A 12,952-nucleotide genomic window follows, 5' to 3' on the forward strand; every position below is an offset into this window, starting at 1 on the left:
GATGACTAGTTTGCATGCCGACGAGGCTTTCCTCGGCCATTACCAGTTGAGTCATGACCCTTTTGCTCCTCGGGTGCCTGGCTTCAAATTTTTCCCGGCCCAGCGCAAACCGGTGCTGGGACAACTGCATCACCTGGCGCGTTACAGCCAGTTGCTGCTGGTGGTCACCGGCCCCGAGGGCAGTGGCAAGACCCTGTTGCGTCAGGCCTTGGTCGCCAGCACCAACAAGCAATCGGTACAAAGTCTGGTGGTGTCCGCCCGTGGCGCCGGCGATGCGGCCGGAGTGTTGCGTCAGGTGGCCCAGGCGCTGAACGTTGCCCGGGCTGATGCGGACGCTATTCTGGCCCAGGTGGTACAGCTTGCACTGACCGGGCAGGAAGTCTATCTGCTGGTCGATGACGCCGAACAACTCGACGAGTCCGCCCTTGAGGCGCTGATGATCCTCGCTGCCGGCGCGCCTGAGGGCCGCCCGCATGTGTTCCTGTTCGGTGAAACCTCGCTGATTGCTCAGTTTGAGGCTTTGCATCTCGAGGAAGAACGTTTCCATGTCATCGAGCTGCAACCCTACACCGAGGAAGAAACCCGCGAATATCTGGAGCAGCGGCTTGAAGGCGCTGGTCGCGGTATCGAACTTTTCACCGCAGATCAGATCTCTGATATTCACGAAAGCTCCGAAGGCTGGCCTGGCAGCATCAATCAGGTCGCCCGCGATGCAATGATCGAAGCCATGATCGCCAGCCGCTCAGCGGTCAAGCGTCCAAAAATGGGGTTCAATATGCCGAAGAAACACGTATTGGCGATTTCCGCCGTGGTCGTGGTCGCGGTAGCTGCCGCCTGGTTGATGCCGGGTCGCAACAAGGCACCGACCACGGGTGCACCGGCCAATGAACAGGCGCAACTGCCGCTTGGTCAGGGTCAGCCAACAGCGAATGGCGGTGCTCCGGCCGTCGAATTCGCCGGCAACACGCAGCCGATGCCATTGCCGTTGGTCGGCAATTCGCAGCCGGTCATGCGCGGTCCGCTGGCTGAAGCCGCAGGCGGCATCACCGAAGGCGACGACGGCGTGCCGGTCGAAGGTTCCAGCGCCACACCGCCGACGGTGACCACCACTGCACCGCCTGTGGGCGTTCCTGCCGGCCCTGCGCCGACGCCAGCCGCCAAGCCGACGCCTGCGCCGACTCAGGTCGCCAGTGCCAAGCCAGCGCCTGCTCCAGTGGCTAAACCTGCTCCAGCACCAGCCAAACCAGCCGTTGCTGCTGCAGCCAAGCCTGCCGAGAAACCGGCTCCGGCTCCGGCTCCGGCGGCCAAGGCGGCTGGCGGCACCTGGTACGCAGGGCAAGCACCGGGCAATTACGTGGTACAGATTCTCGGCACTAGCTCCGAAGCGAGCGCGCAAAGCTTCGTCAAGGAGCAGGGTGGCGAGTACCGTTACTTCAAGAAAGTCCTCAACGGCAAGCCGCTCTACGTGATCACCTACGGCAACTTTGCCAATCGTGATGCAGCTGTTTCCGCCATCAAGGCCTTGCCAGCGAAGGTTCAGGCTGGTAAACCTTGGCCTCGCACTGTCGCCAGCGTCCAACAGGAACTGGCAACAACTCGCTGAAGATTCGGCGGCCTTACCCAGGCCGCCTCTCCAAGCACCTCAAAATTTCTACAAGTGCGCGCCGCCTTCCGGGCTGCGTGCCTTGTGGTGTCTGCGTCATAGTAGCTTTTGAGTCGTAGCGGTCAAAATTAAAAAAAGTTTTGACTAGCACAGCAGATCGCTTTAAACCTTTCACAAATGCGACATAGATTTGCGACATTTCGTCGTCAAATTTGTGAGGCCAAGTGTCGGTGTGTACAATGACCTCCCTTTTGTTTCCGCAAAGCTGGCGTGCGTTCGGCGCGGATGGCAAGTGGTTGAATTGAAAAGAAATTTGCCTCGATCAGAGGCAGCCTGGTGAGAAAGTGTCTATGAAAGCAGGTCTGTACCAACCAGATGAATTCAAGGATAACTGCGGTTTCGGCCTGATTGCTCATATGCAGGGCGAGCCCAGTCATACCCTTTTGCAAACGGCCATCGAGGCCCTGACCTGCATGACCCACCGCGGTGGGATTAATGCCGACGGCAAGACCGGTGACGGTTGCGGTCTGCTGATTCAAAAGCCGGACGTGTTCCTGCGAGCCATCGCCCAGGAAACCTTCGGCGTCGAAATGCCCAGGCAATATGCCGTGGGCATGGTTTTCTTCAACCAGGACCCGGTCAAAGCCCAAGCTGCTCGCGAGAACATGAACCGCGAGATCCTGGCCGCCGGCCTGCAGCTGGTCGGCTGGCGCAAAGTGCCGATCGACACCAGCGTCCTCGGCCGCCTGGCCCTTGAGCGCCTGCCGCAGATCGAGCAAGTGTTCATCGGCGGTGAAGGCCTGAGCGATCAGGACATGGCCGTCAAGCTGTTCACCTCCCGTCGTCGCTCGTCCGTGGCCAACGCCGCTGACACCGACCACTACGTCTGCAGCTTTTCGCACAAGACCATCATTTACAAAGGCCTGATGATGCCGGCGGACTTGACCGCCTTCTATCCAGACCTCAGCGACAAGCGCCTGCAAACCTCGATCTGCGTGTTCCACCAGCGCTTCTCCACCAACACCCTGCCGAAATGGCCGCTGGCCCAACCGTTCCGCTTCCTGGCGCACAACGGCGAGATCAACACCATCACCGGCAACCGCAACTGGGCCGTGGCCCGTCGCACCAAGTTCACCAACGATCTGATGGACCTGGAAGAACTCGGCCCGCTGGTCAACCGCGTCGGTTCCGACTCCTCGAGCATGGACAACATGCTCGAGCTGATGGTCACCGGTGGCATCGACCTGTTCCGTGGCGTGCGGATGATCATTCCGCCTGCGTGGCAGAACGTCGAGACCATGGACCCGGATCTGCGTGCGTTCTACGAATACAACTCGATGCACATGGAACCGTGGGACGGCCCGGCCGGCGTGGTAATGACCGACGGTCGTTACGCGGTGTGCCTGCTCGACCGTAACGGTCTGCGTCCGGCGCGTTGGGTCACCACCAAGAACGGCTTCATCACCCTGGCCTCGGAAATCGGTGTCTGGAACTACCAGCCTGAAGACGTGATCGCCAAGGGCCGTGTGGGACCTGGCCAGATCTTTGCCGTGGACACCGAAACCGGTCAGATCCTCGACACCGATGCGATCGACAACCGTTTGAAGTCCCGTCATCCGTACAAGCAATGGCTGCGCAAGAATGCCCTGCGCATCCAGGCGACCATGGAAGACAACGACCACGGTTCGGCGTTCTACGACGTCGATCAGCTCAAGCAATACATGAAGATGTACCAGGTCACGTTCGAAGAGCGCGACCAGGTGCTGCGTCCGCTCGGCGAACAGGGCTACGAAGCCGTGGGCTCGATGGGCGACGATACGCCGATGGCCGTGCTGTCCCAGCGCGTGCGCACGCCGTACGACTATTTCCGCCAGCAGTTCGCGCAGGTCACCAACCCGCCGATCGACCCGCTGCGTGAAGCCATCGTCATGTCGCTGGAAATCTGCCTCGGTGCCGAGCGCAACATTTTCCAGGAGTCGCCGGAACACGCTTCGCGCGTGATCCTCAGCTCGCCGGTCATTTCCCCGGCCAAGTGGCGCTCGCTGATGAACCTCGATCGTCCGGGCTTCGAGCGCGCGATCATTGACCTCAACTACGACGAAAGCGTCGGCCTCGAAGCTGCGATCCGCAATGTTGCCGATCAGGCTGAAGAAGCCGTGCGCTCCGGTCGTACCCAGGTCGTACTGAGTGATCGTCACATCGCCCCGGGCAAGTTGCCGATCCACGCGTCCCTGGCTACCGGCGCGGTGCACCACCGCCTGACCGAAAAGGGCCTGCGTTGCGACTCCAACATCCTGGTGGAAACCGCCACCGCCCGCGATCCGCATCACTTCGCCGTGTTGATCGGTTTCGGCGCCTCCGCCGTTTACCCGTTCCTGGCCTACGAAGTGCTCGGCGACCTGATCCGTACCGGTGAAGTGCTGGGTGACCTCTATGAGGTGTTCAAGAATTACCGTAAAGGCATCACCAAGGGCCTGCTCAAGATCCTGTCGAAGATGGGCATCTCGACCATCACGTCGTACCGTGGTGCGCAGTTGTTCGAGGCCATCGGCCTGTCCGAGGAAGTCTGCAACCTGAGCTTCCGTGGCGTGCCGAGCCGCATCAAGGGGGCGCGTTTCGTCGACATCGAAGCGGAGCAGAAAGCCCTGGCCACCGAAGCCTGGAGCCCGCGCAAGCCGATCCAGCAGGGTGGTCTGCTGAAGTTCGTCCACGGTGGCGAATATCACGCGTACAACCCAGATGTGGTCAGCACCCTGCAAGCCGCTGTGCAGCAGGGCGACTACAGCAAGTTCAAGGAATACACGTCGCTGGTGGACAACCGCCCGGTGTCGATGATCCGCGACTTGCTGAAAGTCAAAACCCTCGACACTCCATTGGATATGAGTGAAATCGAGCCGCTGGAATCGGTGCTCAAGCGCTTTGACTCCGCCGGCATCTCGCTGGGCGCCCTGTCGCCGGAAGCTCACGAAGCCCTGGCCGAAGCCATGAACCGCCTCGGTGCGCGTTCCAACTCCGGCGAAGGCGGCGAAGACCCGGCGCGCTACGGGACCATCAAGAGCTCGAAAATCAAGCAAGTGGCGACCGGCCGTTTCGGTGTGACCCCGGAATACCTGGTCAACGCTGAAGTGCTGCAGATCAAGGTCGCCCAAGGCGCCAAGCCGGGCGAAGGTGGTCAACTGCCAGGGGGCAAGGTCAACGGTCTGATCGCCAAGCTGCGTTACGCAGTGCCGGGTGTAACCCTGATTTCGCCACCACCGCACCACGACATCTACTCGATCGAAGACTTGTCGCAGCTGATTTTCGACTTGAAACAAGTCAACCCGAAGGCACTGGTCTCGGTAAAGCTGGTGGCAGAAGCGGGCGTCGGCACCATCGCTGCCGGTGTGGCCAAGGCCTATGCGGACTTGATCACCATCTCCGGCTACGACGGCGGTACCGGTGCATCGCCACTGACCTCGATCAAATACGCGGGCGCTCCGTGGGAACTCGGCCTGGCCGAAACCCACCAGACCCTGCGCGGCAACGACCTGCGCGGCAAAGTCCGGGTACAGACCGACGGCGGCCTGAAAACCGGCCTCGACGTGATCAAGGCGGCGATCCTCGGCGCTGAAAGCTTCGGCTTCGGCACCGCGCCAATGATCGCCCTGGGCTGCAAATACCTGCGCATCTGCCACCTGAACAACTGCGCCACCGGCGTCGCGACCCAGAACGAGAAGCTGCGCAAGGATCACTACATCGGTACCGTCGACATGGTGGTGAATTTCTTCACCTATGTCGCCGAAGAAACCCGTGAGTGGCTGGCCAAGCTGGGCGTGCGCTCCCTCGAAGAGCTGATCGGCCGTACCGATCTGCTGGAAGTCCTCGAAGGTCAGACCGCCAAGCAACATCACCTGGACCTGACCCCGTTGCTGGGCAGCGACCACGTCCCGGCGGACAAGCCGCAGTTCTGTGGCGTTGAACGCAACCCGCCGTTCGACAAGGGGCTGCTGGCCGAGAAAATGGTCGACATGGCCACCTCGGCGATCAACGACCTGAGCGGCGCGGAATTCGCCCTGGATATCTGCAACTGCGACCGTTCCATCGGCGCACGGATCTCCGGCGAAATCGCGCGCAAGCATGGCAACCAGGGCATGGCCAATTCGCCTATCACGTTCCGCTTCAAAGGTACGGCCGGGCAGAGTTTCGGCGTGTGGAACGCTGGTGGCCTGAACATGTACCTGGAAGGCGACGCCAACGACTACGTCGGCAAGGGCATGACCGGCGGCAAGCTGGTCATCGTACCGCCCAAAGGCAGCGTCTACCGCACCCAGGACAGTGCCATCATCGGCAACACCTGCCTGTATGGCGCCACTGGCGGCAAGCTGTTCGCCGCCGGCACCGCGGGCGAGCGTTTCGCCGTGCGTAACTCTGGTGCCCACACTGTGGTGGAAGGCACTGGCGATCACTGCTGCGAGTACATGACCGGTGGTTTTGTCTGCGTATTGGGCAAGACCGGTTACAACTTCGGCTCTGGCATGACCGGCGGTTTCGCCTACGTGCTCGACCAGGACAACAGCTTCGTTGACCGGGTCAACCACGAACTGGTGGAAATCCAGCGGATCAGCGGCGAGGCGATGGAAGCCTATCGCAGCCACCTGCAAAACGTGCTGAACGAGTACGTCGCGGAAACCGACAGCGAGTGGGGGCGTGAACTCGCCGAAAACCTCGATGACTACTTGCGCCGTTTCTGGCTGGTCAAGCCCAAGGCTGCCAACTTGAAATCGTTGCTTTCCAGCACCCGTGCCAACCCGCAGTGATATGCGCCTGAAGAGTTTGATGAGGTTTTAAAATGGCTGAACGTCTGAATAATGACTTCCAGTTCATCGAGGTCGGGCGCAAGGATCCGAAGAAGAAACTGTTGCGTCAACGCAAGAAAGAGTTCGTGGAAATCTACGAACCCTTCAAACCCCAGCAGTCGGCCGACCAGGCCCACCGCTGCCTGGGTTGCGGTAACCCGTATTGCGAATGGAAGTGCCCGGTGCACAACTTCATTCCCAACTGGCTGAAACTGGTGGCCGAGGGCAACATCCTCCAGGCCGCCGAGCTGTCGCACCAGACCAACACCCTGCCCGAAGTCTGCGGCCGGGTGTGCCCGCAGGATCGTCTGTGCGAGGGTGCCTGCACCCTCAACGACGGCTTCGGCGCGGTGACCATCGGTTCGGTGGAGAAGTACATAACCGACACCGCGTTCGCCATGGGTTGGCGCCCGGACATGTCCAAGGTCAAGCCGACCGGCAAGCGGGTTGCGGTGATCGGCGCGGGCCCTGCCGGCCTGGGCTGTGCCGACGTGCTGGTACGTGGTGGCGTGACCCCGGTGGTGTTCGACAAGAACCCGGAAATCGGCGGACTGCTGACCTTCGGCATTCCCGAGTTCAAGCTGGAAAAGACCGTGCTGAGCAATCGCCGCGAAGTCTTCACCGGCATGGGTATCGAGTTCCGCCTGAACACCGAAATCGGCAAGGATGTAACCATCGAGCAACTGCTCGAAGAATACGATGCCGTGTTCATGGGCATGGGTACCTACACCTACATGAAGGGCGGCTTTGCCGGTGAAGATCTGCCTGGCGTGTATGACGCGTTGGACTTCCTGATCGCCAACGTCAACCGCAACCTGGGCTTTGAAAAGTCGCCGGAAGATTTCGTCGACATGAAAGGCAAGAAGGTCGTGGTCCTGGGCGGCGGCGACACGGCGATGGACTGCAACCGAACCTCGATTCGTCAGGGCGCCAAGTCGGTGACCTGTGCCTATCGTCGTGACGAAGCGAACATGCCGGGCTCGCGCAAAGAGGTGAAGAACGCCAAGGAAGAAGGCGTGAAGTTCCTCTACAACCGCCAGCCGATCGCCATCGTCGGCGAAGACAAGGTCGAAGGCGTGAAGGTGGTCGAGACCCGTCTCGGCGAACCGGACGCCCGCGGCCGTCGCAGCCCCGAGCCGATCCCTGGTTCCGAAGAGATCATCCCGGCCGACGCCGTGGTCATCGCCTTCGGTTTCCGCCCGAGCCCGGCGCCATGGTTCGAGCAGTTCAGCATCCAGACCGACAGCCAGGGCCGCGTGGTGGCGCCGGAACAAGGTCAGTACAAGCATCAGACCAGCAATCCGAAAATCTTTGCTGGTGGCGACATGGTGCGCGGTTCCGACCTGGTGGTGACGGCGATCTTCGAAGGCCGTAATGCGGCGGAAGGGATTCTGGATTATCTGGGGGTCTGAGCCTCGATCCAGACTTGAAATGCAGTAACCCTGTGGGAGCGAGCCTGCTCGCGAAAGCGGTCTGTCAGCCAACTTCAATGTTGGTTGTGCCGGCCTCTTCGCGAGCAAGCCCGCTCCCACAGTTGTTTCGCGGTGTTGCTAAACTCTGTATTTCATTGCGACAAATTGACCCGAAAGACAAAAGCCTCCGCTCTTGCCGTGCCTTTTGCGCCCGGCTCTGAGAAAATGACCGCACTTTTTTTCCGGATGCCGACATGACTGCCCTGAAGAACGACCGTTTCCTGCGCGCCCTGCTTAAGCAACCCGTAGACGTCACCCCTGTGTGGATGATGCGTCAGGCCGGTCGCTACCTGCCTGAATACCGCGCCAGCCGTGGCAAAGCCGGCGACTTCATGAGCCTGTGCATGAACCCGGCGTTCGCTTGCGAAGTCACGATGCAGCCGCTCGACCGTTATCCACAGCTGGATGCGGCGATCCTCTTCTCCGACATCCTGACCATCCCCGATGCCATGGGGCAGGGCTTGTACTTCGAAACCGGTGAAGGTCCGCGCTTCAAGAAAGTCATCAGCACCCTGGCCGACATCGAAGCCCTGCCGATTCCTGACCCGCAGAAAGACCTGGGCTACGTGATGGACGCGGTCAGCACCATCCGCCGCGAACTGAACGGCCGTGTGCCGTTGATCGGTTTCTCCGGCAGCCCGTGGACCCTGGCGACCTACATGGTCGAAGGCGGCTCGTCGAAAGACTTCCGCAAGACCAAGGCCATGCTCTATGACAACCCGCAAGCCATGCACCTGCTGCTCGATAAACTCGCGCAGTCGGTCACCAGCTACCTCAACGGCCAGATCATGGCCGGCGCGCAAGCGGTGCAGATCTTCGACACCTGGGGCGGCAACCTGTCGGCGGCGGCGTACCAGGAATTCTCCCTGGCCTACATGCGCAAAATCGTCAGCGGCCTGATCCGCGAGCACGAAGGCCGCAAGGTGCCGGTCATCCTGTTCACCAAGAACGGCGGCCTGTGGCTGGAGAGCATTGCCGAGGCTGGCGCAGATGCGCTGGGCCTGGACTGGACCTGCGATATTGGCAACGCCCGCGCCCGTGTCGGCGACAAGGTTGCCCTGCAAGGCAACATGGACCCGACCGTGCTCTACGCCAAACCGGAAGCCATCCGCGCAGAAGTCGGGCGTATTCTGGCCAGCTACGGCAAGGGCAGCGGCCACGTGTTCAACCTCGGCCATGGCATCACGCCGGAAGTCGACCCGGAGCACGCCGGCGCGTTCCTGCGTGCCGTGCATGAATTGTCGGCGCAATATCACGAGTGATCGGCACCCAATAAAAAACGCCCGGCATATGCCGGGCGTTTTTGTAAGAGGTTTTGGATTGTGCTCCCACATGTTTTTGTCTTCAGGCCTTCACATCACCCAGTGGCGGCAACTTCGCAAGCTTCAACGCGACCAGCAGCGCAATCACCAGCAGCGAGCCGATGAACAACCCGATCCCGTTCCACCCGCCCATATGCCAGAACACGCCGCCTGCGGTTCCGGCGATGCTCCCACCGGCGTAATAGCTGAACAGGTACAGCGACGATGCCTGCCCCTTGGCCGTGGTGGCTCGGCGGCCGATCCAGCTGCTGGCCACCGAGTGGGCGCCGAAAAAGCCGAAAGTGAACACCAGCATGCCGATGATCACCAGCGGCAGCGGCGTGAACATCGTCAAGGCGAGACCGCCGATCATCAGCGCGATGGTGCTCCAGAGCATTTTGCGGCGACCGAGTTTGTCGGCCAGCGAGCCGATTTTCGCTGAGCTGTAGATGCCCGACAGGTACACCACCGACAGCAACCCGACAAAGGCCTGTTCCATGTGGTACGGCGCGGCCAGCAGGCGATAGCCGATGTAGTTGAACAGCGTGACGAACGCGCCCATCAACACAAAGGCTTCAAGAAACAGCAGCGGCAGGCCGGCGTCGCGAAAGTGCATGGTGAAACCGTCGAGCAGGCTGCGCGGGTGCAGCGAGCGGGCGCGGAAGTTGCGCGATTCCGGGAGGATTTTCCAGAACACTGCCGCGGCAATCAGCGCCAGGCCACCGATCACCAGCATCGCCGTGTGCCAGCTGACGAAGTCGATCAATACCCCGGTGATCAAGCGTCCGCTCATCCCGCCAATCGCGTTGCCACCGATGTACAAACCCATGGCGAGGCCGATGTGCTGTGGGTGGATCTCTTCGCTCAAGTAAGTCATCGCAACCGCAGCCAGACCGCTCAACGACAATCCAATCAGCGCACGCATCAGCAGCACACCGTGCCAGCTCGGCATCATTGCACTGGCCATGGTGCACAGCGCAGCGGCCAACAGTGCGGCTACCATCACCGGTTTACGCCCGATACGGTCGGAAATCGGGCCAGTGATCAGCAGGCCGATGGCAAGCATGCCGGTGGCGATAGACAGGATCAGGCTGCTCTGCGCCGCGTTGATGGAATACTCGTGGGACAGCAGCGGCATCATCGGCTGCACGCAGTAGAGCAGGGCGAAGGTCGCGAAGCCGCCGCAGAACAACGCCAGCACCGTGCGCATGAACGCTGGCGTGCCTTTTTCGATGTAGATCTCCGCCCGCTCAGCGGCGATAGCGTCCGCTGCTGCGGGAGGAACTTCATGGGCGAGTGGGGCGACAGCAGTTTTCACGTGGGACCTCGGAGGACGCAGCCGGTCAGGCAATGAAAAAAGCATATAGCTGGCTAATGATTCAATCCAATATATTGTTCGACCTGTTTGATAGCTTTTACGACCTAATGGGGTTTCCATGGAATTGCGTCACCTGCGCTACTTCATCGCCGTCGCCGAAGAACTGCACTTCGGCCGCGCCGCACAGGTACTGGGCATCTCCCAGCCGCCGCTGAGCCAGCAAATTCAGGCGCTGGAACAGGAAGTCGGCGCACGGCTGTTCGAACGTACCAATCGTCGGGTCGAGCTGAGCGAGGCCGGTCGGCTGTTTCTGCAAGAGGCACGGTTGGTGCTGGCGCAGGTCGACAAAGCGGCGGATGTCGCGCGACGGGCGCAACTGGGTGAGTTGGGTGAGCTGAAAATCGGCTTCACCTCGTCGGCCCCCTTCAACTCGACCATTCCCCAGGCGATTTTCTCTTTCCGCCAGCGCTTCCCGGCGGTGCACCTGAACCTGCGGGAAATGAGCAGCACCCAGGTCGCCGATGCGCTGGTGGACGAGTCGATCGAGGTCGGCATCATGCGCCCGCTCGGGCTGCCGGACTGCCTCAGCGTGGTCGAATTGATGCGCGAGCCACTGGTCGCGGTGCTCAGCTCCAAGCACCCGTTGGTGGAGGGCAGCGAGGAGGGCTTGTTTCTGTCCGCCCTGGCGCTTGAGCCCTTTGTGTTTTTTCCGCGCAGCTACGGCAGCGGTCTATATGCGCAGTTGCTCAGCCTGGCCCGGGACTCCGGTTTCAGCCCACACTTCGCCCAGGAGGCCGGAGAGGCGATGACCATCATCGGGCTGGTGGCGGCGGGGCTCGGTGTGTCGGTGCTACCGGCGTCTTATCAGCGGATGCGCATCGACGGTGTGGTCTATCGACCCTTGCTGGATCCGGCGGCGGTGTCGGCGGTGTGGCTGGTGCAGCGCAAGGATCAGAAGTCGGCGATGGCGCGGGCGTTTGTTGAACTGCTGACGCGAAAGGTTGAGCCGTTGCAGGCGTGACTGCTGCGCCGTCAATCGCGGGCAAGCCCGCTCCCACAAGGATCTGCGGTGTGAGCACAATATTGGCCACATTGCAAAACCCTGTGGGAGCGGGCTTGCCCGCGAAAGCGCCCGCAAGAGCACCACAAAAACCAACTGTCAGCGGAGGCTGTGTCAGAAGATTCACCGCCGCCAGTGGGACATTTCCGAAATCCCTCAGAGAGGCTACAGCGCCTTGCGACGTTGCCTGCAACTACTCCAGAATCCGCCGGCTTGTGCGCCTTGGAGGTCATCGGTAGCTTGATCGGGTCACTGATTGTCAGTGATCGGGTTTAGTAGCCCGTAGCAAACCGAAGCGCACATGCGCTCCTGATAGGCAGGTATGTCCATACCTGCCCTTGACGGTAGCTGTGCGCAGGGCGCCTTCGGGCGCGCCGGTTTTCGCTTTGCCCGGTCTACTAACCTGCGTACAGCTGCCACCCCTTTGATCAGTAGCGATTCGGTGTGGCCCCCCCACTGTCAGGACGCTGAATCATGACGCATACACCAAACCCACCGGATACCGATCCGGACACTCCACACCAAGCCAGCAATATCTTCTTCATCGCCCCCGAAATCGACAACCACACCCTGTTGGAATACGCCTGCGTGTCACTGGCATCAGCCAATGTCATGGCGAGCGACTTCGCGAGGAATCTGAACGGAGCGCAGAGCCACACACTGCTGGGGATTCAGCAATCGATAATGCTGGGGGAACTGGCGGTGAATCGGGTGTTGGATAACCTCGATCCACCCTGAATCACCCAGGGAGCGTTGGGACACTTCGCGTAACGGATCCGGTTTCGCGATTTACCCGATTATTGAGCAGAATCGATTTCTTTAGCTGAGTGCCATGGATGCCACTTCTATATCAACCCAAGGAAGGCAGCGTACTGATTTGTGATTTCAGGGGGTATGAAGTTCCCGAGATGATCAAGATCAGACCTGTTGTCGTGATTCGCAAACACAGAACCAACAACTTGTTGGTGACGGTTGTGCCGCTTAGTACAACCGCTCCAGATCATATGCTTGAACATCATCTGGAGCTGCCGAATCATCTGCAGGGAGCAAGTCCGACGTGTTGGGCTAAATGCGATATGGTTGCCACCGTCAGTCTTTCCAGGCTCGACCGGATCAAGAGCCGAGATCGTCGAGGGAAGCGCACTTACGTCATTTTACAACTTGAAACAGACGAGTTTTTTGCGATCAAAGTCGCGGTGCGCAAGGCCTTGGGCCTGTAATCACAGCAAGTTTGATTGAGGCAGGCCAGTTGCCAGCTGTTGTTCGCAGGATGATTTCCGACAATACTGACGGCGTTCCCGAAAGGGGCTTGTGAGACTCTGAGGATCCTGGGCAACCAGCAATCACAGAGCCAGGCAGGTGA

General features: G+C 60.5%; 8 protein-coding genes. 7 read left to right on the top strand and 1 reads right to left on the bottom strand.

The window, feature by feature from the left end; genetic code table 11:
- Position 1: 1 nt before the first annotated feature.
- The 4 genes from KW849_RS12620 (at position 2) to hemE (ending at position 9,172) form a co-directional block, all read left to right on the top strand.
- Entirely contained in the window at positions 2-1,603 is a 1,602-nt protein-coding gene (locus tag KW849_RS12620; RefSeq protein ID WP_218429697.1) for an AAA family ATPase, read from the top strand.
- 350 nt (positions 1,604-1,953) lie between these two features.
- Positions 1,954-6,399, top strand: coding sequence for a glutamate synthase large subunit (gltB, locus tag KW849_RS12625; protein WP_218429698.1), 4,446 nt, complete (start codon positions 1,954-1,956; stop codon positions 6,397-6,399).
- Between the two features lie 32 nt (positions 6,400-6,431).
- Positions 6,432-7,850: an FAD-dependent oxidoreductase gene (locus tag KW849_RS12630; protein WP_218429699.1), complete on the top strand. Its 1,419-nt coding sequence runs from the start codon at positions 6,432-6,434 to the stop codon at positions 7,848-7,850.
- 254 nt (positions 7,851-8,104) lie between these two features.
- On the top strand, positions 8,105-9,172 hold the full coding sequence (gene hemE, locus KW849_RS12635; RefSeq protein WP_218429700.1) for a uroporphyrinogen decarboxylase: 1,068 nt from the start codon (positions 8,105-8,107) through the stop codon (positions 9,170-9,172).
- An 82-nt stretch (positions 9,173-9,254) separates the two neighbouring features.
- Here hemE and KW849_RS12640 read toward each other — a convergent pair whose 3' ends face one another.
- Positions 9,255-10,574 carry an MFS transporter gene (locus KW849_RS12640; protein ID WP_256357198.1) on the bottom strand — a complete coding sequence of 440 codons (1,320 nt, stop codon included), beginning with the start codon at positions 10,572-10,574 and terminating at the stop codon, positions 9,255-9,257.
- Positions 10,575-10,647: 73 nt separating this feature from the next.
- On the opposite strand from KW849_RS12640, the gene KW849_RS12645 reads away from it, so the two are divergent.
- The 3 genes from KW849_RS12645 (at position 10,648) to KW849_RS12655 (ending at position 12,809) form a co-directional block, all read left to right on the top strand.
- Complete coding sequence (locus KW849_RS12645; RefSeq protein ID WP_218429702.1) at positions 10,648-11,550, top strand: LysR family transcriptional regulator; 903 nt, start codon at positions 10,648-10,650, stop codon at positions 11,548-11,550.
- Between the two features lie 513 nt (positions 11,551-12,063).
- On the top strand, positions 12,064-12,327 hold the full coding sequence (locus KW849_RS12650) for a DUF6124 family protein (protein ID WP_108216253.1): 264 nt from the start codon (positions 12,064-12,066) through the stop codon (positions 12,325-12,327).
- Positions 12,328-12,425: 98 nt separating this feature from the next.
- A complete protein-coding gene (locus KW849_RS12655; RefSeq protein ID WP_218429703.1) occupies positions 12,426-12,809 on the top strand; it encodes a type II toxin-antitoxin system PemK/MazF family toxin in 384 nt (127 codons plus the stop codon).
- Positions 12,810-12,952: the final 143 nt, after the last annotated feature.

The sequence above is a fragment of the Pseudomonas sp. PDM26 genome (assembly GCF_019219185.1).
GTDB lineage: Bacteria > Pseudomonadota > Gammaproteobacteria > Pseudomonadales > Pseudomonadaceae > Aquipseudomonas.